Source organism: Colwellia sp. Bg11-12 (genome assembly GCF_014076955.1).
Taxonomy (GTDB): Bacteria; Pseudomonadota; Gammaproteobacteria; order Enterobacterales; family Alteromonadaceae; genus Colwellia_A.
The window spans coordinates 177,776-199,502 of sequence record NZ_JACGUZ010000086.1 but is presented as its reverse complement, the minus strand read 5'-3'; the positions used below and the strand labels follow the sequence as shown (position 1 = coordinate 199,502).

Below are 21,727 nucleotides of genomic sequence, written 5' to 3'. Positions count from 1 at the left end.
CATGCCTTGTAAATAGGTATCATGGAACAAGTACAATGGGTATGCCAACACGATGGGCAAGTTTATTTGCAACACTGCCCAATAAAGCATCGATAAAGGGTGAGCGACCTCTTCGTCCCACAAATAACATATTGGCATGCTCATGCTTAACTTTGTTGAGCAATATTTCAGCTGGTTCCCCCCAAGAAAGCTCACTATCAAGCTGAACGTTTAAGTGGTTATATTTTTTTAACAAAGGTTTAATGATGTTCTCTTCAATTCGGGCTTCTTCTTCCTCTCTCGTTATTATCGGTGGCCCAATACCTTCATACATCATTGGCTGTAGCCCTATCCAATTTAGAACATAAATTAATTTGACACGGTCACCCGATTTATCAGCAAGATTAATTGCACGTTCCACTGCTCTTTCAGAACATTCACTGCCATCGATCCCTACTATGTATAGATGTTTAGTCATTTTTTTACCTGTCATATTGTTGATGTTATCTGAAAGTTTAAGTTTAATAACCGTAATATTGATACCTAGTTGGAGAGTAAGGCACTAATTCATACTGTGGTTGTAAAAAAACGACTAAGTCAACCAACTCTGCAACCGTCATTACGTCATTAAAATTTTTCATTAAGGACTTGCCATCCTTTTGAATTAACTTAAACGCATAGCCACTAGAAAAACTATGAGAAGGGTTAATAATAGCCGTCACAAGTTCCGCATAAGTTTTTACCTTAGTCGTTTTTCTTCCAATCTTAACTGAGATGTTGTCGGTATTCTTAATATCAGGTTGCTGTACTCCTTCTAAAATATGGCATGACAAACACTCATATTTCAAAAATACCGCTTTACCTTTGGCAACGTCTCCTTGCGGTAAACTAAATCCTCTAGGAGAATCAGGGCCATTATCACAACTGACTATGGTGAAAATAAATAAAAAAAAAATGCCGATAATTAACGTTTTCATAAATACCTCATTATAATTGCTTGGGCTATATGGATTTTTTGTCCATATAGCGGGTGAACACTGACCTAATTACGGCTCGCATGAAATAATGGAATACAAAGCATTCGTTGTAGACTACGCCAAAAAACTTGAGTGACACTGATATAGATCAGTTTATTAATATAAAGTCCTTTTTATCGAGTTAACACGCTGTATTTGTGAATAAAAAAGTCAACTCAACCACGATGGACGAAACAACATAACAAGTCCTAATATGAACATGACGCTACCACTTATTAATTTTAAGCGTTGGCCTGCCTCAATAGATAGTTTTTGGCTACTTAACGCAATAACCGCAATGGAAACAGCTAGGGTATCGTCCAATATATAACCCAAAATATAGAGACCAATATAGCCGTAATACATCGGCATCGATAACTCTTGTTGAGTCAAAATTGCCGTATATAACGCCGGAAATCCTGCCGTACACAATAATTCAATGAAATTGACAACAATCGCTAAAACAATGACTCCCAATAACGAAAGCCATAAAGCATGAGCATTGATGATTTTTCTCATTTGCGAATATAGGCCCGGCTTTGCGGTTTGGGGAATAGAGAGTGAAAATTTTATTCTTTGACTGAAAAAATCTCTGATATTTAAACTAGCCATCAATAACGCCAGCCCTCCCAACATTCTCACCACTGTTGTTGATAGACCAATATAAATAAAAAGGTTTAGCCAAGCCGCTATAAACGCATAGTAAACCAGACCACTAACGAGCACAAAAGTACCCGCGATAATGGCCATTTTCTTTCGGTCGTGTAAATGAACTAAGAGCGAGAGTAAAAACAGTAAAACCCACATAGCGCAGGGATTAAAACCATCAAGCAAGCCAATAACGAAGGTAAATACGGGTAAGCCAAAACGCTCAACACTTATATTCCCTAGCACTTGAGAATCAATACTCTGTTGTGGTTGCTGTATGACTGTTTTTATTTGTGATGATACTTCCCGACTCAACAGTGCCACTAACTCTGGACCCGTATCTTCAGCGCTATGAAAACCAACATGAATTTTATCGCCAAAAATAAATGTTGGCACGCCAGGTGGCCATACGCCCGCTTTTTTTGAACGTGAGATGAGCGCTTCCCTTGCAACGCTATTCTTGTCAATTGAATGGATCACTATACGTAAATACGGATAATGGTTTACTAAAATAGGTAAGAATTTTTTTGCCTCTGCACAATGCGGGCAGCCCTCGCGAACGAACACTTCAAGAAAAGGCTTTTCAACAACATTTGTTTGATTTTCTATCGCATAGGCTGTGGGTATAGTAAAAAATAACAAGGCAAATAATAAGTAACATTTAATAAATAAAACCACTAATAGCGTTGAATTAATAACGTTTACATGTGTATCGGACGGAGTAGAATTATCTGTTAATTCTTGATAAATATTCTTTTCTTCATCCGAAAGTTTTTTTGTTCTAGCAAGCGCCGATAATGGTTCTACTTCTTTTTTGATCATTAAACGGTCATCTCTGACAGGAACCGGTAACCCCATGCTATAAATACAATAAGTCATAATCACGCTTCGATGAGTATTTCAAATAGTGAGCGTTGATGATGTTGTGATCTTCGCTAATTTACACTGATCCAAATCAGTGCACGTTTATTATTTTCTTATATAGTAAATGTCACTTATATTCATATGGAGAGATTTTGATGACAGCCTTTAATAAAAAAGTTGCTCAAAACCTTCGTAAGATAGCAGCGTTGCTCAAAGAACAAGACGCTAATTATTTTCGCTGTCAAGCCTATTTGCATGCCGCTCAAACAATAGAAAATTTACCACGAGACCTTAGAGTATTATTCGAAGAACAAGGTATCCAAGGACTTATTCATCTTCCCACTATCGGTACCGGTATCGCTTATTTGATTTACGAGCATATAAGTACGGGTCGAATGTCAAAACTAGAAAACTTGCAAGGATCATCAGATCCTGTCTCTTTATATCAGGTGATCCCAACAGTTGGCAGAGAATTGGCTCAAAGAATTCATGACAAACTTCATGTTAATACACTAGAAGAACTGGAAAGTGCCGTTCACACAGGCCAACTAAACCAGGTTGAAGGTTTAGGAAAAAAACGCCAACAAGCAATAACTGACTGGCTTTCTAATATTTTTAATGCGCGAAATAAAAATCTCAGCGGCTATACCAGTAGATTCGATGAAAAAAAAATTGGCCCGAGTGTTTCTCTGTTACTAAAAATTGATGCCCAATACCGCACTAAAGCTCAAGCAAAAAAATTACCCCTTATTGCGCCTAAACGATTTAATTTAGAAAATAAAGCATGGCTGCCTATTTTGCATGTAACACAGGAAAAGTGGCATTTCACTGCTATTTATTCAAATACCGAACGTGCGCATAAATTAGACAAAATTTTTGATTGGGTGGTTATTTTTTTCTATGATAATCACCACCAAGAAGGCCACCATACCGTTGTAACTGAGACCCATGGTAATAACACAGGGAAACGCGTAGTCAGGGGTAGAGAATATGAATGTCGAATATTTTACGAAACATCAAAGCAGGCTGTATAAACAAAACCATTAATATTTTTGGCACTTTATCCAAAAAATAAACGTGCGACTGATATTGCTCAAGTGATCAATTACATCATTTAGTTTGATACCGGCAAACTATCATTAAGGAAATAAGTAAATGACAAAATATGAGATAGAACCTTTCAATTGGCAATATTTGCTAAATCAGCTTTCAATAGAATTAGAGAACAAAACAATTCACGTGGAAATAATAGGAGAAAGTATCGGAGATCTATTTAAAGCCAGAGACATGACCTTAATAGAGCTGATTTATGACAATAAAAAAGATACGGTTAAAATTGTGTGTGACCATCTGGTTCACTTGATAAAGTCACCATTAACTATTTCTTTTCAACAGGACCAAGGTGTTATGAATGCAATCGAAATTCTTGATGATAATGTTAAAAAGAATGTTGTTAAATTTAAAGACCCATTTTTAGTCCCGCGCCCGTAATACATCAATAATTAGGTTGATTTATTTACTTTCAACTAACGCAAAGCAAATTTTTTGTATTGATCAACTTTGTGTGTTGATCAACATATTATACTAATATCGCACATGTTCTAAATGAAGCTTATTTTGATAGGAGTCTTTTCTATGGTCCTCAAACAAAGAGATGAATACCGCATTTTTTCTATTAAGCAAGTTTGTCGCTTCAACAGAAAAACAACTTCCTACAACAACCAATTGAGGATCAGACGATTCCCCAAGACTCTTTAATGATTTTTCTACCAGACCACTTTTCACTACATTTCGTTTGTCATGCGGGAAGATAATCAAAGAACAGGTATTTAGAAGTTGCGATTCGCAGGTAACAGCAAGATCTTTATATTTAGTGGGTACTCTTTCTTTAACCAAGTTAGAGGGTACGTTTCTCAATATACGAAATTTCATAAGTGATCCATAGCTTTGTTAAAATTAAAATAAATAAACGTCTTATTTTTTAAGCGATTAAAATGAAGTAACATCAACAATTGATGAGACACACGCAAAACTTACCAAAACACTTTTGATCATGAACTGATTAATGTCAGTAAGTGCACAGTTCATATCAAAACGGCTAATGCATAAGTAAAATAATATCTAAACTGACGAGTAAAAATCAACAGCAAGCAGGTTGAGCTGGTTTCAGATGAAACATTCGAGCCATGTTACTCAAAGGCCTGTTGCTATGTTAAGTTCTTTGGGTAAATAGAAGCCTTTTATCATCCCTAAATTTTTTAATGTGGTGTAGGCCAAAAAACTTATTTTTCGTTAGGTGGCGTATTGTTTCTACGATAAATAATATGGTAAACAATGCCCACTAACAGACTGCCACCCACTAAGTTACCCAATATAACCGGCAATAAGTTATTAAAAAAACCAGCCCAAGTAACCGTTTCTGCCACTAAGCTTGTGGTATTAAAAACTTTTTCTAACATGGCTAACGGAATAATATACATATTAGCAATACAGTGTTCAAAACCTGCCGCAACAAAAGCAGAAATAGGAAAAACAATGGCTATCGCTTTATCGATAACAGTACGTCCTGCAAAAGCCATCCATACTGCTATGCACACTAGTACATTACATAACACTCCTTTAAAAAAAGCACTCCAAAATGGCATCGCGGTTTTTACCATCGCTATCTTTATATACTGATCAGCAATTGCGCCATTATTCATTTCGGTATGACCCGACAGAAACACTAATACCGCCAAGCCTGCAGCACCAACAAAGTTAGCAAAGCAAACTATAATCCAGTTTCTAAGGAGCTCTACACTCGTTATTTTCCCCTCTGCCCACGCCATTACTAACAAATTATTACCCGTAAATAATTCTGCGCCAGCAACAATCACCAAGATTAGCCCTAAAGAAAATGCCAAACCGCCAACCACTTGGCTAGTAGCGAAACCAAGGGAAGCATCTGATTTAATTAAGACAAAATAAAGCGCTCCCAAACCTATAAATGCACCTGCAAGTACACCTAACATGAACAAAGATAGAAAAGGTAAATGCACTTTTACAACACCGACATCATTTACCCGTTGAGCAATTTCTTTAGGTGAAAAGGCATCAGAGCCAAATATTTCAGACATAGTTATTTCCTTAGTAACATACCTTAGTGATTTTACTTTAGCTTTATAAAGGTGAGCAACCTAACTAAAGTAAGCATCGCCTGATTTAAATCAGGCAAGTAATAGTTAGTCTAAAAAACGTCCAATACTTACTGCTACACTGGTGACATAAATGGATTATAAGAAGGTGTTGTTATGTGTGCCGATCTCGTTAAAACAATCTGTCCTTTTTGCGGCGTTGGTTGTGGCATGTGTTTAAAAATAAATGAGCAAGGTCAACTACTGAGTGTAGAGCCACAACAAAACCATCCTATAAGTCAGGGGAAACTCTGTGAAAAAGGTTGGAGCACTCCTTACGCTATTAATACCAATGAACGGATAACTCAACCATTAAAGCGTATCAACAAAAATTTTTATCCTATTAGCTGGCAAGAAGCATTAACCACCATAGCTTGTGAGTTAACCTCGATAATTGATGAGTCAGGTAGTCAAACTGTAGGAATTATTAGTAGCGCTAGAGCCAGTAATGAGGATAATTATGCCGCGCAAAAATTTGCCCGTGCGGTATTAAAAACCAATAATATTGACCATTGCGCCAGAATTTGTCACAGCCCAACGGTTGCAGGTCTAAAACAATCTTTAGGCTCTGGTGCTATGACCAATAGCGCCAAAGACATTTTTGACACTGATTTAATATTAGTTTTTGGCGCTGATCCTACCGAAAACCATAGTATTTTGGGTGGGCATATCATGCAAGCGCACGCTCAAGGTACTGAACTGATTGTTGTTGATCCCAGAGTAACTCGCCTTGCCAAGCTAACCTCCATGCATTTACAACTAAAACTCGGCAGTAATATTGCGTTAATCAACGCGTTATTGCATGTCATCATAAAAGAGCAATGGTTCGATAAAAACTTTATTTCGTCACGTACTCAGGGGTTTGAGCAACTAGCACTGCATGTAAAAGATATAACCCCAGAATCAGTTGAGAGTATTACAGGCGTTAGCGCTGAGTTAATTCGCACCACAGCAAAGGCTTATAGCCAAGCAAAACGCGCGATGATTTTCTACGGCATGGGCATAACCCAATATGTAAGCGGCACTAACAATGTTATCTCGCTGGCTAATTTAGCATTAAGCTGCGGTCATATAGGTAAAGTAGGTACTGGCGTTAACCCACTGCGAGGACAAAACAACGTGCAAGGAGCATGTGACATGGGCTGTTTACCGAATGTTTTCCCCGGTTATCAAGCGGTAGCTGAATTAGAAAGCCAAGAAAAATTTAGCAACGCATGGGGAGCAAAAATAGCTCAGCAGCCGGGGTTAACGTCCCTTGGCATGACTAAAGCGGCTCAATCAGGCCATTTTCACGCCTTACTACTTTTTGGGGAGGATCCTGTGGTAACCGACCCTGATCAAAATCATGTGAAATCGTCTTTAAAGAATCTTGATTTATTAGTGGTCGCCGAACTCACTATGACCGAAACGGCAAAATTGGCCGATATTATTTTACCTGCAGCTTCTTTCGCCGAAAAAGACGGTACCTTTACCAATTGCGAGCGACGCGTACAAAAAGTAAATCAAGCCTTAGCACCACTGGGTGAAGCTAAAGGTGATTGGCAATGGTTACAAGCGCTCGCCAAGCAAATGGGTAGTCAGTTACTAAACTGGCAAAACAGCGAGGAAGTATTTAATGAGATGGCCTCGTTAACTCCTGATTATCAAGCGATGACTTACCAAAAAATTAGTGATAACTCAGGCTTACAATGGCCATGCACCTTTGATGCTCCAGAGGGCACGTCTATTTTACATCAACAAAGTTTTCCTATTGGTAGGGCACGATTTATTCGCGTTAATCACGTTGATATCGATGAGCCAATCGATGACCTCTTTCCACTATTATTAACCACTAACCGTTTACATTTTCACTATGGTTGTGGCTCAATGACGCGTAAATCTCCTTTATTAGAAAGAGAAACACCGCCTGGCCTACTCTTTATTAATCCTATTGATGCTCACGCTCTCGATATTACCCATCAAGCGCCAGTGAGTATTAAGTCTCGTCGCGGCTATGTTGAAACTCGCGCTATGCTCAGTGACGATGTACCTGTTGGTTTAGTTGCTATGCCTTATCATTTTAAAGAAGCGCCCTCTAATCAGCTGACTAATACTGCACAAGACCCTGTCACCAAAATGCCTGAGCTTAAAGCTTGTGCCGTTGCGGTAACCCCATTAGCCAAAGGACAACCCCCTAAAACAATACAACAACTACAAGGGGAGCAATAATATGGAAATTTATCTGCTAGATAATTTGGACTTGCTACAGCAACATTTACTCATCGAACATCAACTTTATCAAGTCATCGAAGATGACAATGGGCAGTGTTCTTGGCAACAGCAAACTAAAGCAGGTAATGCCCCCCTTATTGCCAAGCTGCCCCAAAGCTCGGCTAAAGATTTTTTCTTTGCTGAACATGAAAACTTACTGATTTTTAATGGTGAATATTTTCAAGAAACGCTACCAAAACCTGCTCCTTTTGTATTATTTGGTGCACTAAGCTGTGACCTTACTGCCATCAGTTACCAAGATAAATTTTTTAAAGACGACCCTTATTATCAAGCAAGGCGTCAACAATGTTTACTCGTAGGACTTGATTGTATACAGCCATGTCAGCAAGGATTTTGTCCAACGGTTGATGCGGGGCCAGGGGTTAGAGAGCACAGTGCTGACATTATTTTGCATCCTTTAGAAAATCAACAATGGTTAGTGATCACGACGAGTGATAAAGGTAGTGAAGCAGTTAAAGGCTTAGCACTTAGCGTCGCGCACTGGCATTTATTAACTCAACGCGATCTCGTTATACATCAATGTGAACAAGACTTTCCTGACAATACTTATATTACTCAAGCGATAGACAAGCTTAATAGCGGCGAAATTAAGGATTCATTTTGGCAGCAACTGGCGGTGCAATGCCTTGGCTGTTCGGGGTGTACCACCTTATGTCCTACTTGTTCTTGTTATAGCACTCGCAGTATTACTGTTGAATCGGAGCAGAAAAAAGTGATAAAACAGCAACGTTTTTGGGACTCTTGCCTTTATGAAGGTTTTCAACGTGAAGCCAGTTTTCACAACCCTTCAAGCGATGCTGGTAAAAGAGTTCAACGATTTTGGCACCATAAATTTGGCAATGAGTTTTTCACTGAATTTAACCGCCATGGCTGTGTAGGATGTGGCCGCTGCGAGCAAACTTGCCCCGGTGTTATTGGCATACATAGCGTAATGAAAAGGATTAATAGCGATGCTTAATCATACTCCAGATGCAATTGAATTAGTGGATTATATTGATGATGGTGAAAAGGCTCGTCATTATCAATTTCGCTTGCGCAACATAACTAGCCACGCAACAACGTACGACTGGCAAAGTGCCCAACCTGGACAGTTTTTTATGCTCAATGTCCCCAGTATTGGTGAAGCCGCTTTTACTTTTACTGAGCCTCCTAATGAACAAGGAGAGTTTCGTGCTTTAATTCGTCAAATGGGTAAACTTACCCATACTTTATTTACCCTGCCCAGAGGCGAAATTCTTGGTGCTCGTGGTCCTTTTGGACGTGGGTGGCCGTTAGAGGAAGTTATTGGCAAAAATATTATTATTATTGCTGGTGGTTGCGGCTTAGCACCTTTAGTTAATTTAATTAATGGTTTGATTGATAATCTAGCAGATGATCAACGGGTCGTATTAGTTTATGGGGCACAAAGCAAGCAAGCGCAACTATTGTCTCCTGAACGAGAACGTTGGCAAACGCATATTAAAATTTATAACACCTTAGATGAAATAAAGGATCAATACACGTTAGCCGAAAATGAAAGCCAAGGGACACCACTAGATATAGTAGATACAGCAATGGCTGGTTTTACCAAGCCACCAGCAACAGCACTCCTTTGCGGCCCCGAAATAATGATGCATCGCGCCGCAATACAGTTGGTTAATAAAGGAATGACCAGTGATACTATTTTTCTCGCCATTGAAAGACGTATGCATTGCGCCGTTGGGCTTTGTGGTCATTGCTATTTAAATGCACACTATGTTTGCAAAAAGGGTCCTACGTTTAGTTGGCAGGAGTTACAATCCCTCGTTTAGGGATAATTGCTTTTGCTCGGCCTTAGCGATATGAATACTTGCTTTAACAACAGAGTCTGGGTTTAAGGAAATTGAATCGATACCAGCTTTCACCAAAAACCCGGCAAATTCAGGATGATCAGATGGCGCTTGCCCGCAGATCCCTACTTTACAATGGTGCTGATGAGCCACTTGGATCACTTGCGCAATCATGATTTTCACCGCCTCATTTCTCGCATCAAATAAGGGCTTTAATTCGACGGAGTCTCTGTCTATACCCAACACTAATTGCGTTAAATCATTACTTCCAATAGAAAATCCATCAAAACGCTGGGCAAACTGCTCAGCTAAAATAATATTTGATGGGATTTCACACATAACGTAAACCTGCAAACCATTAAGACCACGAGTGAGTCCTGCCTCTGCCATTACTGCTAATACTTGGTCAGCTTCACTGGGCGTTCGACAAAAGGGGATCATAACAATAATATTATCAAAGCCCATCTCTTGACGAGCTTTTATAATGGCTTTGCATTCTAGTTTGAAAGCATCTCGATAAAGCGGATGATAATAACGAGAGGCACCACGTAGCCCTAACATAGGGTTTTCTTCTTCAATTTCAAAAAATTCACCCGCTAATAAACCTCGGTATTCATTTGATTTAAAATCTGACATACGCACAATCACAGGTTTAGGATATTGCGACGCTGCGATTTTACCAACACCTAAAGCAAGTTTATCAATAAAATAATCAGGAGGATTTTGATACCCTTGGGTTAATTGGTCTATTTTAGCGCGCACCTTGTCATCGCTTATTTTTTCAGGCTGTATCAACGCCATGGGATGTAAACAAATTTGGCTAGAAATAATGAATTCAATGCGCGTTAAACCAATGCCCGCAACGGGTAATGACCACCACTGAAAAATACCATCAGGCATGGCCGCATTGATCATAATATCTGTTTTAGTTTTTGGTATATCAGCTAAATTAACCGCATGTTCTTCAAAAGCTAATTTGCCTTGATATACTTTTCCTATAGAGCCTTGTGCGCAACTTAACGTCACCTCTTGCTCATTTTGCAATAACTGTGTGGCATTTTCACAACCGACAATAGCGGCTACTTTTAACTCGCGACTTACAATAGCCGCATGACTTGTTGGCCCGCCACTATCCGTTATAATTCCTGCCGCTCTACGCATAATTGGCACCCAATCAGGATCCGTTTTTTGCGTCACTAGAACCGCCCCATCTGGAAATTTATCGATATCTTTAGGGCTATCTATTTTAAATACTTTCCCTGTAGCAATAGCGCTGCCGACACTTGCCCCTTGAACAAGCACTGTTGATTCTTCTTTTAGCTGATAATTTACTAATACTGAGCCAACCTTTTGCGACTCTACTGTTTCAGGCCTCGCCTGAACGATATAAAGTTGCTGAGTAACAGAGTCTTTCGCCCATTCCATATCCATAGCACAGCCATAGTGTTGCTCTATTTTTACTGCCCAGCGAGCAAGGATTAGAATTTCATGGTCCTTAAGAACGAGTGTCGCTCTCTCATCCTCACTCGTATCAAGGGTAATAGTTGGCTGTTGTAGTGATGAGGAAAACAGCATTTTTTGACGTTTGTTACCACAGTTTTTTTCAATAATAGGTCGCAAGTGTTCTTGGTTAAGTAAAGGCTTATAAACCATAAAACTATCGGGTGTTACTGTCCCCTTAACAATGGTTTCACCCAACCCCCAGGCGCCATTTATCACGACAACATCAGGAAAACCTGTTTCAGTGTCAAGACTAAACATCACTCCAGCACAATGAGAGTTAAGCATTTGTTGAACACCAACACAAAGCGCCAATTTTTGATGGTCAAAGCCTTGTTCTTGGCGGTAAACGATTGCTCTATCAGTATAAAGTGAAGCAAAGCATTGACGACAAGCTTCAAGCAAATTGTCTTCACCAGTAACATTTAAATAGCTTTCTTGCTGACCGGCAAAACTCGCTTCAGGCAAATCTTCAGCGGTGGCTGAGCTTCTAACCGCGACACTGATATTGTATTGTTCTTTTTCTTGAGAATGTTCTTTAGAAATCCGCTTTGAAAGCTCTTTATAGGCGCTACAAATTTCTTCTTGCTGCGTTGCTGTGAACTCTCCTTGGCTGATCAATGCCCTAATAGCTTTCCCCGTTAATGCTAAACTTTTAGCACCGGCAATATATGATTGTAAGTGTTGCTTAATAAGTTCATCAAGGTCGTTTTGACTTAAAAAGTCACGAAATAATTGGGCGCTAGTGGCAAAACCTGTAGGCACCGCAATGCCACTTTTCGACATAGCCGTGATCATTTCCCCTAGACTCGCATTTTTACCGCCTACTTTAGCGACATCGGCAATGGTTAACTCATCAAACCAATAGAGGTAAGGACTATTAATATGAGTAGAAATATTAGCGCTATTAATCATTATGTTGTTCCTTATTTTTTGATTTATGCTTTTACCTTAACGGTTAGGCTAGAGGTTTTTCGGGTAGTTTTTCAGATAGATAGTTAAGCATTTTGTTAAAGGTATTCACTTGAGGGTAATCACCCTCAGCAATACTGACACCCGTAGATTTTTTTAAAGCGATTAAATAATTGATAAAATCCATAGAATCTAAATCACATTCTTCGCGAATATCTTCATCCATATTAATATCTTCTTGTTCAATTTCAGGCGCTGCCTGTTGAATAGCTTCAAGAATAATTTGTTGAATATTTTGTTGAGTATATGTGCTGCTCATAAGCATTCCGGTTTCTGTAATTTTTTAGCCAAATAGTTAAGGAACTTAGCGGCTAACATGCCATCAATCACTCGATGATCAGCGCTCAAGCTTACCGTTAACACTTGTGCTATCACCATATTATCATTAACAACTTTGGCTGTTTTTCTCACTTTACCAAAGCCTAAAATAGCCACTTGTGGCGGATAAATGATGCCGAAAACACTGTCAGCTCCACGCTCCCCCATATTCGTCACTGTAACGGTGGCATCCATTAATTCTGAGCTACGTAAGTGTCCGTTTCGACTACGTTCGGTAATATCTCGTAAACCTTGCATAAGCTCAGTTATTGATAATTTATCAACATCATGTATCGCCGGCACCACTAAACCTCCTTGGCGTAAACTAATGACATTACCTATATGAATGGCACTGACTTGTTCAAAGTGATTGCCGTGAGGTAAATCACTTTGAGATACGTCGTTTTGGTAGAAGCCGTTAAGTTTAGGATATTTAACCAAGGCATTTGCCAACGCCTTTAATAATAATGCCAGTAAGATCACATGGTCTTCTGGGGAGCTTGCTTTATTTTGTTGTTGTAACCACTGTTGCGCCCTCGTGATATCAACTTCTACACTTAAATAAAAGTGTGGAATTTCCTGTTTTGATTTAGTCATTGCTACTGCGATAGCATTGCGCATATTCTGTTCTGTAGTACCAGCAGACTTAAGCTTCACAGTGTTTAGCTGTTTTTTATCTGTTATTAAAGGCGTTAGGTCATTTAACAAAATAGCCCCTTGTGGCCCGCTACCTATAATGCCTGTTAAATTTATTTGCTGCTCTTTTGCCAAACGTCGAGCAATAGGCGATGCTTTAATATCTCTGATTTTGACATCAGGTACGTTAACTTGCTTATTAACCGGAGACGTTTCAGCAACCTGAACAGATGTTTCATTTACTTTTTCCACCGCAGGTACTACTGATTTAACTACTTTATTCGATGGTTCAGCTAAAGCAATGCGTGCCAATATAGTACCAACAGGTACTTCTATAACAGGTTCAACTAAAATTTCTGTGATAGTACCGCTAGAATACACCTCCATGTCGATAGCTCCCTTTTGCGTTTCTAGTACGGCAATAATGTCACCACTATTAACTTTATCGCCTTCTTTGACTAACCACTGAGTCAACGTGCCTTCGGTCATATCAGCGCCTAGGGAAGGCATCGTTATATCTTCAAGCTCTGCCACACTGGTTTTTATTTTATCACTTGGTGTCGATGTCATTATCGCGCTACCATAATATTTTGAGCAGCTGTCACGATTTCTTCAACTTGAGGTAACGCTGCTTGCTCAAGGTGGCTAGGATAAGGAATAGGAACTTCTACCGTGCAAAGCCGTTTAACTGGCGCATCTAAATGCCAAAAAGCTTGTTCCATAATAATTGCACTAATCTCTCCTGCTAAACTGCCCGTAAGCCAAGCTTCATCAATGATAATCGCACGATGTGTTTTAGTGACACTGGCAACAATAGTCTTTGTATCAAGGGGGCGTAAACAGCGTAGGTCTAACACTTCAGCGCTAATATTTAATTTTTTAAGTTGTTTAGCTGCAGATAATGCTTTATGTAAACTGCCTCCATAGGTGATCAAACTAACATCAGTTCCTTGCTGGCGAACTAACGCTTTCTCCATGCTTTCTTCACTGTTTTCTAAGACGTCTCCGCGCGTATTTAACAGCATTACATGCTCAAAAATAATCACCGGATCGGGATCCGCTAATGCCTGAATTAACATATGCTTTGCATCAGTATGCGTTGCCGGACTTAACACTTTTAAACCCGGAATATGTGCATAAAAATTTTCCCAACTATGGGAGTGTTGTGCGGCAAGTTGTAAACCTGCGCCACATGCCATGCGAATAACCAATGGCACATTTACCTGTCCTCCTGACATATGGCGCAGTGTTGCTGCACTATTAACAATTTGATCCATCGCCAACAAGCTAAAATTAACCGTCATCACTTCAATAATTGGGCGCATGCCACCCAATGCAGCGCCTACTCCTACACCAACAAAACCCGATTCACATAAAGGTGTATCAATAATTTTATGCTCACCATATCGTTCAAGTAATCCTTTACTAACACCATAACAGCCGCCATAACGACCGACATCTTCACCCATCAAAAATACGCGGTCATCATCAATAAGCGACTGTTCAATACCCGCTCGCAAAGCTTCGCGATAAGTCAACACTTGCTCGCTCATGATTACTCTCCTTGGCTTGTATTAATCGATGATACAGCTGGGCTATAAACATCTTTAGTTAGATCCGATATCGGCTCCCATTCGCCTTGTTCTGCAAATGTAATCGCTGCTTGTATTTCATCCTTTATTTCAGCTTCAATGCTGCTAATTTCTTTATCTTCCAGACGGTTATTATCTTTTAACCAAGTAATTAAACGGATCACTGGACCTTTTTCTTGCCATAACTTCACTTCAGCCTTATCTCGGTATAACTGTCCATCAAAGCTTGAATGTCCACGAAATCGATAACTTTGACATTCTAAAAAGTACGGCTTATTAGTTTCTCTTATTTGATCAACCGCTTTGCTACTTGCCGCTTCAACATCAACAACATTCATGCCATCAACCTGCACTGCGGTCATTCCATAACTGTTGGCTTTTTTAGCGATATTGGTTTCAGACTCAGACAGTGCCAACGCTGTTCCCATGGCATAGCGATTATTTTCACAAATGAATAGCACAGGTAATTGCCATAACACTGCTAGGTTCATCGCCTCATGAAACTCCCCTTCAGCAACCGCCCCTTCACCAAAAAAACAGACGGTTAGCGCTTGTTGCTCTTGTTTTTTATTTGCCATAGCCAGGCCTACTGCTAAAGGTAAACCACCACCAACAATGGCATTACCACCATAAAAGTTCTGGCTTTTATCAAATAGGTGCATAGAGCCACCGCGCCCTCGGCTACAGCCATTAGTACGACCATACATTTCGGCTAGAATACACTTCATTGATAAGCCGCGCGCCAGTGCATGACCATGCTCTCGATAAGTAGCAACAATATTATCTTTAGCAAGGAGGGTCGACATTACGCCAACCGCAATGGCTTCTTCACCAATGTATAAATGTAAAAATCCACGAATTTTTTCTTGGGCATAAAGCTCAGCACATTTTTCTTCAAAATATCGAATACGTAACATTTTTTTGAGCTGTGCAAGTAAATGCGTTCGATCAAGGTGTAATTTATGCTTCATTGCTCATCACTCTCTAAAGTTGATATGTCGCCCTGTGGCAAGCCCAGTTCTCGTGCTTTAAGTAAACGACGCATTATTTTGCCGCTGCGAGTTTTGGGTAAGTTTTGTCGAAATACTATTTCTTTTGGGGCAACGGCTGCGCCAAGTTTTTTACGGGCAAAGCCTTTAAGCTGCTTTTGTAATTGCTCACTTGGGATTACGCCTGATTTTAAGGTAACGTAAGCCTTAACAACCTCTCCAGCAATGTCATCCGGTATGCCAATAACGCCTACCTCAATCACATCTTCATGTTCCATCAAGGCACTTTCTACTTCAAAAGGACCTATTAAGTGACCCGATGATTTAATTAAATCGTCAGCGCGGCCTACAAACCAGTAGTAACCTTGTTCATCTCTATAAGCTAAATCACCACTGAGATACCAGCCTTGTGTGAAACAATGTTGGTATTTTTCATTTTGGTGTAAATAGCCACGAAACATTGATGGCCAGCCTTGTTTTAATGCTAATTCGCCAATTTGATTTGCTTCACTAAGTACTTCGAGTGTCGCTTGCTCACTTTCTTTATTAGTTCGCTTAACAATTCCTGCCTCAATACCGGGTAATGGCAAGCCCATAGCGCCCGGTTTAATTGGCATGCTGGCATAGTTGGCAATCATTATTGCTCCCGTTTCTGTTTGCCACCAATTATCATGAAACGGCAAACCAAGAACACGTTCACTCCACACAACAGCTTCAGGATTAAGTGGCTCACCGACACTGGCGATAAAACGCAGGTGTGATAAATCATACTTTGTTCGTATCTCATTACCCGCCTTCATTAACATGCGAATAGCGGTTGGCGCGCTATACCAAACATTGACTTGCTGCTGATCAAGTATTTGATACCAACGTTCTACTTCAAATTCAGCCTCATCAACAATCATGGTTGCACCAAGACATAAAGGCGCAATAATGCCGTAAGTAGTACCGGTGACCCAACCCGGATCAGCCGTACACCAATAAATGTCCGTTGCATGTAAATCAAGTGCATAATAAGCAGAAGATTTATGTGCTACGACGGCTTGATGAACATGAACAACCCCTTTAGGTTTCCCTGTAGTACCACTGGTAAAGTGTAATAAAGCCATATCATCTGGCGATGTTTTTACACAAGGTAAACCAGCGTTGGCATTTTCCATTAATTTACTTAGCGCATAGCAACCATCATCAAGTACACCTGCTCCGTCAATTAACAAAATAGCCTTTAAGTGAGGTAATTCTTGCCACCATTTAGCGACTTTTTTTCGATACAAACTCATGGTGGTAACGAGGACATTGGCCTCACCTATTTCCATGCGAGAACGAATAGGCTCAGGACCAAAAGCTGAAAATAAGGGAGTGAAAACACAACCGGCTTTTAAGGTGCCTAAGGCTGCAATATATAATAAAGGTAATCGACCTGCTAAGCTGAAAATGCGACTCCCCGACTCAAGACCAAGTGTATTTAACACACTAGCAAAACGGCTGGTTTGTTCTGCTAAGTCCCGATAGGTAAAATCAACACATTGATTTTGCTTACCAAGCCAACGCAAGGCTATTTTGTTTTCATTTGAGGTGTTTAAATGGCTATCGATAGCTTGATACGCAATATTGAGTTGCGTCGTTACACTAGGCCATTTAAAGTGTTGATAGCATTGTTGATAGTCAGGTAAATTACTTGCTTGATTATCACTAGTATATTTATTAATTATTTTTTTATTCATACTTTATATTTGCAGTTTTGTTTAATGAACAGCCCATATACTACTCAAACAAGTAAGGTATAAACTTAGGTATAGTATTTGTACAAATTCCTCCTGTTCTTTTCAATGATCTAAATCAGTTAGTTGTGGATGTGTTAGAAAACCTTCACCGCTTAACTTTTATTAGCGCGATGAAATAGGTTTAAGTGATGGGTTATTCGACAAACATGATAACTGACTCGCTTAAGCCAGCGTATTGCCTCTATCTTTTGTGTTGCTTGCGGCACAGTGACATTGCCTTCGGCAATATTACTCATTACGTTATTTCTCACAGGGTTTAATTGGGCCAATAATTTTTCGTAAGCTTTACTCCCTAGTTGAGCATTTTGATGCCAATGTTGTTGATCTATATTGTCAGTAATATGTCTAACAATAGTTATAAATTGCTTTACATATACCATTAAATCGTCATTATCTTTTGCGGCAAAAGCACGATACTCTTCCTCATCAAAGCGCTCATGCAAACGCTGTAAATGATCTAAAATATGAATAGCTGCTACTAGCTGTTGCCACTGAGGATTATCTGCTTTGTCTAAATGAATAAAATCGACATAAGCATGAGTTTCAATCGCCCAATCAATGTATCAGCAGGGAATTGATCAGGGGTAATAATGTGATCTAAGCCACTCATTCCCTCTTGCATCATGCTTATGCCAACAAAAATTAAACCAAATCCTGCTAATGCAAAGCCGATGGAGGCAATACGCTTTTTAGCGAACAATTTAAGAATAGCGCCAATAAAAATAACCGGTAAAATAACGGTACCTAGCTTTAATTTAAAGCCTAATAGAACCACTAACCAACCCGTAATAGTGGTTCCGGCATTGGCTCCAAAAATAATACCTAATGACTGTGAAAAGGTCATTAGGCCAGCACCAACAAAACCAACAGCAGCTACCGTTACCGCACTTGATGACTGCAATATCGCTGTACAAGTAACGCCTGTCAAAGCAGCAGATAATGGGCTTTTAGTGAGTTTTTTAGTGTATTACGAATAATGCCTCCTGCAAGTTCGTGTAATGATCCTGTCATCACAATCATGCCTAATAAAAAAATACCAAGCCCACCAAGCACCTGAAATAAGGTGGTTAAATGATTAATATAAGCCCCTTCATTAATACCGTTCTCACTGTATTTAAAAGTTTATCTTTAACCTTGCCCCTGACTTATGTCAGGTAAAAACGATTTTTCCTTTGATTTAAGATAATTACAACATTAAACATTTAGTAGATTCAGATGATCTAACTACACTGATCATATTGTGCTAACGATGGGAATAAAAATATGAGGACTTGTCATGTACAGCTTGGCTAATGTGTTTTTATTACTGAGTTGTGCGTTTTTGACCGTAAACGCACAGTCAATGCAAAATATCCCCACACAAATGGCAAAGCAAGCTAATTATACCGAAGTGCCCTTACTTAACATTAAAGGTGCTATAGGACCGGCGATAAATGATTATCTAGTTAGAGAAATATCTCTAGCTAACGCTAATACTAAAACGCCACTGATATTAATTACTTTAGACACTCCCGGCGGTTTAAGTGCCAGTTTACGTGACATTAATAAAAGTATACTCGGTTCAACCGTGCCAATAGCTTGCTTGGTATATCCGCAAGGAGCTCGCGCAGCAAGCGCTGGCACTTATATCCTTTATGCTTGCCACATTGCAGCAATGGCTTCAGCGACTACGCTTGGCGCAGCAACTCCGGTAAATATTGCTTCGCCCATAGTGTCAGAGCCCAAAGATAAATCTGAAAAAAACAAGACTTCTTCTATGGAAAAAAAAGTGCTTAATGATGCTATTGCCTATATTCGTTCCTTAGCTCAATTACGTAATCGCAATGCCGAGTGGGCAGAAAAATCGGTAAGCGATGCAGCCACTTTAACGGCAAGTGAAGCGTTAAAAACCAATGTTATTGATATAATCGCCGAAACGCCACAAGCGCTAATGGAGCAACTAAACGGTAAGGAAGTATTAATAAACCAACAAGTTATTCAATTAGATCTTACTAATGTAAACCTAACCGCCAAAAGCCCCGATTGGCGTAGCCAATTTCTTGCCACCATTACCGATCCTAATATTGCCTATATTCTAATGCTAATGGGTATTTACGGCTTAATGCTAGAGTTTTACAGTCCCGGTATAGGTGTTGCTGGAGTGATTGGTGGCATATCACTATTTGTCGCTCTATATGCTTTTCAATTACTACCGGTAAATTATGTTGGCGCGGGTTTAGTTATTTTAGGCATAGTATTATTGATCGCAGAGTCTTTAGTGCCCAGCTTTGGTGTTTTTGGCATAGGCGGTGTTGCTGCTTTTGTTATAGGTTCAATCTTTTTATTTAATACCGATCTAGACCATTTCAAAGTGTCATTGCCACTAATATATGGAATTGCATTTACCTCTACATTTTTTATTGTTTTTGCTTTAGGTTTTATTTGGCGGGCAAGAAAAAATAAAGTCGTTAGTGGCCAAGAAGAATTCATTAATGCTTGGGTAACTGTTGATGAAGATTTCACTGAAAACGGCTACGTTATATTCAATGGTGAGCGTTGGGCTGCTTATTCCTTACAGCCAGTAAAAAAAGGTCAAAAAGTTAAAGTTCAATCTATCAAGGGGTTAAAACTAAATTTAGCCTCAACTGCCACATTAGTTAACGATAAGGAGCAAACTAATGCCTCCCATACTTAATAATATTGAGATATTTTCAACGTCGATAATATTTTTATTTATCGCCATACTGCTAAGCGCCTTTCGAATTTTAAGAGAGTATGAACGCGGCGTTGTTTTTTTACTTGGCCGCTTTTATAAAGTAAAAGGTCCTGGCTTCATTATTGTTATTCCTTTAATTCAGCAAATGGTGAAGGTGGATTTACGTACCGTAGTTATGGATGTTCCCAGCCAAGATGTAATTAGTCGTGATAATGTTTCGGTAAAGGTCAATGCCGTTATTTATTTTCGAGTGATAGATCCACAAAAAGCTATTATTAATGTTGAAGACTTTTTGCAAGCAACCTCACAACTAGCACAAACCACGCTAAGATCTGTGTTAGGGCAACATGAACTCGATGAAATGCTCGCTAATAGAGATATGTTGAATACCGACATTCAAACCATTCTAGATGAGAGAACTGATGGTTGGGGCATTAAAGTTTCAAATGTTGAAATTAAACACGTTGATTTAAATGAAAGCATGATCCGAGCTATTGCCCAACAAGCAGAAGCAGAGCGAACACGTCGTGCAAAAGTGATTCATGCCTTAGGAGAACTGGAAGCATCAGGAAAGTTAACAGAAGCAGCCAGTAAACTATCAGAACAACCAAATGCTATTATGTTGCGCTATTTACAAACGTTAACGGAAATTGCAGGCGAAAAAAATTCCACCATTCTTTTTCCTTTGCCAATGGAGTTGATAAATGGCTTATTAGAAAAAAATATAAAAGGTAAAAACACTGAAAACCATTAAAAGATCAATATTAGAAAGATCGCCAAACGATTAGGAATAATTAGCAAGCAAACGAAAAAAGGCCGATTCATTACGAATCGGCCTTTAGATGTCTATTTGTATAATTTAGTGGTGCGGTTGGGGGGACTTGAACCCCCACGACCTAAGTCACCAGCCCCTCAAGCTGGCGCGTCTACCAATTCCGCCACAACCGCGCAATACTAAATTTATACTATTTTTTCTTAATAAGTTAACTTGCTAATATTGAGGTTAATTAGCTTCATTAACTTTTTGAGAGTAAAGACTCTCAACCTAGCGTGTCTACAAATTACGCTATGTTTAATTTTAACATTTATTCTGGTATATCGCTGTCACTCGATTTTTTTGATGCTATAGGCACATCTGTATTTTCTACTGATTTAGTTGGCTCTATACTTTCACTAGGTATTAAATCATCACCTGGGATACTTTGCTCAACAGGAGAGTTTAAGTTGTTCCACTCATCGGTAGACTTAATTCTGTTTGCTGTTAAGTTACCTAACACTAAGCTGATAACAAAGAATGCAATTGCAAGCCATGTTGTCGCTTTAGTGAGAAAGTTACCTGAACCACTTGAACCGAATATTGTTGCTGAAGAGCCGGCACCAAAAGATGCGCCCATATCTGCGCCTTTACCTTGTTGGATTAACACTAAACCAATTAAACAAATTGAAACTATTAAATAAGCGATAATTAACACTTGATACAAC

General features: G+C 39.3%; 20 protein-coding genes, 1 tRNA gene and 1 pseudogene. 7 read left to right on the top strand and 15 right to left on the bottom strand.

Translation table 11 applies throughout. From position 1 onward, the window contains the following. Positions 1-19: 19 nt before the first annotated feature. The 3 genes from H4J39_RS18910 to H4J39_RS18900 all read right to left on the bottom strand — a co-directional run bounded on the left by H4J39_RS18910 (position 20) and on the right by H4J39_RS18900 (position 2,522). Positions 20-457, bottom strand: a complete 438-nt coding sequence (locus tag H4J39_RS18910; protein ID WP_182229865.1) for a universal stress protein — start codon at positions 455-457, stop codon at positions 20-22. Positions 458-500: 43 nt separating this feature from the next. Continuing rightward, positions 501-956 carry a c-type cytochrome gene (locus tag H4J39_RS18905; RefSeq protein WP_182229864.1) on the bottom strand — a complete coding sequence of 152 codons (456 nt, stop codon included), beginning with the start codon at positions 954-956 and terminating at the stop codon, positions 501-503. Positions 957-1,166: 210 nt separating this feature from the next. Further along, on the bottom strand, positions 1,167-2,522 hold the full coding sequence (locus H4J39_RS18900; RefSeq protein ID WP_220462258.1) for a glutaredoxin domain-containing protein: 1,356 nt from the start codon (positions 2,520-2,522) through the stop codon (positions 1,167-1,169). 140 nt (positions 2,523-2,662) lie between these two features. On the opposite strand from H4J39_RS18900, the gene H4J39_RS18895 reads away from it, so the two are divergent. Both H4J39_RS18895 and H4J39_RS18890 read left to right on the top strand, forming a co-directional pair. Further along, positions 2,663-3,541, top strand: a complete 879-nt coding sequence (locus tag H4J39_RS18895; protein WP_182229879.1) for a DNA-binding protein — start codon at positions 2,663-2,665, stop codon at positions 3,539-3,541. A gap of 121 nt (positions 3,542-3,662) precedes the next feature. Continuing rightward, positions 3,663-3,998: a DUF5335 family protein gene (locus H4J39_RS18890; RefSeq protein WP_182229863.1), complete on the top strand. Its 336-nt coding sequence runs from the start codon at positions 3,663-3,665 to the stop codon at positions 3,996-3,998. Between the two features lie 93 nt (positions 3,999-4,091). On the opposite strand, the gene H4J39_RS18885 is transcribed toward H4J39_RS18890, so the two are convergent. Further along, positions 4,092-4,439 (bottom strand): hypothetical protein, encoded by a 348-nt coding sequence (locus H4J39_RS18885; protein WP_182229862.1) that lies wholly within the window; start codon positions 4,437-4,439, stop codon positions 4,092-4,094. 350 nt (positions 4,440-4,789) lie between these two features. Continuing rightward, entirely contained in the window at positions 4,790-5,623 is an 834-nt protein-coding gene (locus tag H4J39_RS18880; RefSeq protein ID WP_182229861.1) for a formate/nitrite transporter family protein, read from the bottom strand. Positions 5,624-5,797: 174 nt separating this feature from the next. Between H4J39_RS18880 and fdhF the strand changes: the two genes are divergently transcribed. From fdhF to H4J39_RS18865, 3 genes are read left to right on the top strand one after another with little or no spacing between them, the layout of a single operon-like run. Beyond that, positions 5,798-7,888 (top strand): formate dehydrogenase subunit alpha, encoded by a 2,091-nt coding sequence (gene fdhF, locus H4J39_RS18875; protein WP_182229860.1) that lies wholly within the window; start codon positions 5,798-5,800, stop codon positions 7,886-7,888. Position 7,889: 1 nt separating this feature from the next. Further along, positions 7,890-8,909 carry a 4Fe-4S dicluster domain-containing protein gene (locus H4J39_RS18870; RefSeq protein WP_182229859.1) on the top strand — a complete coding sequence of 340 codons (1,020 nt, stop codon included), beginning with the start codon at positions 7,890-7,892 and terminating at the stop codon, positions 8,907-8,909. Then, the gene (locus H4J39_RS18865; protein WP_182229858.1) at positions 8,902-9,741 is read left to right on the top strand and encodes an FAD/NAD(P)-binding protein; all 840 of its coding nucleotides are present in this window, start codon (positions 8,902-8,904) and stop codon (positions 9,739-9,741) included. The genes H4J39_RS18870 and H4J39_RS18865 overlap by 8 nt, the downstream gene beginning before the upstream one ends. Here H4J39_RS18865 and ppsA read toward each other — a convergent pair. The 8 genes and pseudogenes from ppsA to H4J39_RS18990 all read right to left on the bottom strand — a co-directional run. After that, positions 9,724-12,174 carry a phosphoenolpyruvate synthase gene (gene ppsA / locus H4J39_RS18860; protein WP_182229857.1) on the bottom strand — a complete coding sequence of 817 codons (2,451 nt, stop codon included), beginning with the start codon at positions 12,172-12,174 and terminating at the stop codon, positions 9,724-9,726. The two genes, H4J39_RS18865 and ppsA, sit on opposite strands and share 18 nt — an antisense overlap. 43 nt (positions 12,175-12,217) lie before the next feature. Then, entirely contained in the window at positions 12,218-12,490 is a 273-nt protein-coding gene (locus H4J39_RS18855) for an acyl carrier protein (RefSeq protein WP_182229856.1), read from the bottom strand. Continuing rightward, positions 12,487-13,755: a dihydrolipoamide acetyltransferase family protein gene (locus H4J39_RS18850; protein WP_259368889.1), complete on the bottom strand. Its 1,269-nt coding sequence runs from the start codon at positions 13,753-13,755 to the stop codon at positions 12,487-12,489. Before H4J39_RS18850 ends, H4J39_RS18855 begins: the two co-directional genes overlap by 4 nt. Next, a complete protein-coding gene (locus tag H4J39_RS18845; RefSeq protein ID WP_182229855.1) occupies positions 13,755-14,738 on the bottom strand; it encodes an alpha-ketoacid dehydrogenase subunit beta in 984 nt (327 codons plus the stop codon). The genes H4J39_RS18850 and H4J39_RS18845 overlap by 1 nt, the downstream gene beginning before the upstream one ends. Positions 14,739-14,740: 2 nt before the next feature. Beyond that, positions 14,741-15,748, bottom strand: coding sequence for a pyruvate dehydrogenase (acetyl-transferring) E1 component subunit alpha (gene pdhA / locus H4J39_RS18840; RefSeq protein WP_182229854.1), 1,008 nt, complete (start codon positions 15,746-15,748; stop codon positions 14,741-14,743). Then, positions 15,745-17,490 (bottom strand): acetate--CoA ligase, encoded by a 1,746-nt coding sequence (gene acsA, locus H4J39_RS18835; RefSeq protein ID WP_182229853.1) that lies wholly within the window; start codon positions 17,488-17,490, stop codon positions 15,745-15,747. Before acsA ends, pdhA begins: the two co-directional genes overlap by 4 nt. Before the next feature lie 152 nt (positions 17,491-17,642). After that, positions 17,643-17,993 carry a hypothetical protein gene (locus tag H4J39_RS18995; protein WP_220462257.1) on the bottom strand — a complete coding sequence of 117 codons (351 nt, stop codon included), beginning with the start codon at positions 17,991-17,993 and terminating at the stop codon, positions 17,643-17,645. A 68-nt stretch (positions 17,994-18,061) separates the two neighbouring features. Continuing rightward, positions 18,062-18,499 (bottom strand): annotated as a pseudogene (locus H4J39_RS18990) (Na/Pi symporter); the annotation flags it as partial. A 327-nt stretch (positions 18,500-18,826) separates the two neighbouring features. Between H4J39_RS18990 and H4J39_RS18825 the strand changes: the two are divergent. Together H4J39_RS18825 and H4J39_RS18820 are read left to right on the top strand one after the other, a co-directional pair. Next, the gene (locus H4J39_RS18825) at positions 18,827-20,224 is read left to right on the top strand and encodes a nodulation protein NfeD (RefSeq protein ID WP_182229852.1); all 1,398 of its coding nucleotides are present in this window, start codon (positions 18,827-18,829) and stop codon (positions 20,222-20,224) included. Beyond that, positions 20,208-20,999, top strand: a complete 792-nt coding sequence (locus tag H4J39_RS18820) for a slipin family protein (RefSeq protein WP_182229851.1) — start codon at positions 20,208-20,210, stop codon at positions 20,997-20,999. The genes H4J39_RS18825 and H4J39_RS18820 overlap by 17 nt, the downstream gene beginning before the upstream one ends. 109 nt (positions 21,000-21,108) lie before the next feature. On the opposite strand, the gene H4J39_RS18815 is transcribed toward H4J39_RS18820, so the two are convergent. Both H4J39_RS18815 and secG read right to left on the bottom strand, forming a co-directional pair. After that, positions 21,109-21,193, bottom strand: a tRNA-Leu gene (locus H4J39_RS18815). Between the two features lie 137 nt (positions 21,194-21,330). Beyond that, entirely contained in the window at positions 21,331-21,726 is a 396-nt protein-coding gene (gene secG, locus H4J39_RS18810) for a preprotein translocase subunit SecG (protein WP_182229877.1), read from the bottom strand. Position 21,727 lies beyond the last annotated feature (1 nt).

Bases quoted from the DNA above. Each gene is read 5' to 3' on its own strand.
- H4J39_RS18895 (WP_182229879.1), top strand. From the start codon at position 2,663: ATGACAGCCTTTAATAAAAAAGTTGCTCAAAACCTTCGTAAGATAGCA.
- H4J39_RS18865 (WP_182229858.1), top strand. From the start codon at position 8,902: ATGCTTAATCATACTCCAGATGCAATTGAATTAGTGGATTATATTGAT.
- pdhA (WP_182229854.1), bottom strand. From the start codon at position 15,748: ATGAAGCATAAATTACACCTTGATCGAACGCATTTACTTGCACAGCTC.
- fdhF (WP_182229860.1), top strand. From the start codon at position 5,798: ATGTGTGCCGATCTCGTTAAAACAATCTGTCCTTTTTGCGGCGTTGGT.
- H4J39_RS18885 (WP_182229862.1), bottom strand. From the start codon at position 4,439: ATGAAATTTCGTATATTGAGAAACGTACCCTCTAACTTGGTTAAAGAA.
- H4J39_RS18880 (WP_182229861.1), bottom strand. From the start codon at position 5,623: ATGTCTGAAATATTTGGCTCTGATGCCTTTTCACCTAAAGAAATTGCT.
- H4J39_RS18850 (WP_259368889.1), bottom strand. From the start codon at position 13,755: ATGACATCGACACCAAGTGATAAAATAAAAACCAGTGTGGCAGAGCTT.
- ppsA (WP_182229857.1), bottom strand. From the start codon at position 12,174: ATGATTAATAGCGCTAATATTTCTACTCATATTAATAGTCCTTACCTC.
- H4J39_RS18910 (WP_182229865.1), bottom strand. From the start codon at position 457: ATGACTAAACATCTATACATAGTAGGGATCGATGGCAGTGAATGTTCT.
- H4J39_RS18905 (WP_182229864.1), bottom strand. From the start codon at position 956: ATGAAAACGTTAATTATCGGCATTTTTTTTTTATTTATTTTCACCATA.
- H4J39_RS18825 (WP_182229852.1), top strand. From the start codon at position 18,827: ATGTACAGCTTGGCTAATGTGTTTTTATTACTGAGTTGTGCGTTTTTG.
- H4J39_RS18820 (WP_182229851.1), top strand. From the start codon at position 20,208: ATGCCTCCCATACTTAATAATATTGAGATATTTTCAACGTCGATAATA.
- H4J39_RS18890 (WP_182229863.1), top strand. From the start codon at position 3,663: ATGACAAAATATGAGATAGAACCTTTCAATTGGCAATATTTGCTAAAT.
- H4J39_RS18900 (WP_220462258.1), bottom strand. From the start codon at position 2,522: ATGACTTATTGTATTTATAGCATGGGGTTACCGGTTCCTGTCAGAGAT.
- H4J39_RS18845 (WP_182229855.1), bottom strand. From the start codon at position 14,738: ATGAGCGAGCAAGTGTTGACTTATCGCGAAGCTTTGCGAGCGGGTATT.
- H4J39_RS18870 (WP_182229859.1), top strand. From the start codon at position 7,890: ATGGAAATTTATCTGCTAGATAATTTGGACTTGCTACAGCAACATTTA.
- H4J39_RS18855 (WP_182229856.1), bottom strand. From the start codon at position 12,490: ATGAGCAGCACATATACTCAACAAAATATTCAACAAATTATTCTTGAA.
- acsA (WP_182229853.1), bottom strand. From the start codon at position 17,490: ATGAATAAAAAAATAATTAATAAATATACTAGTGATAATCAAGCAAGT.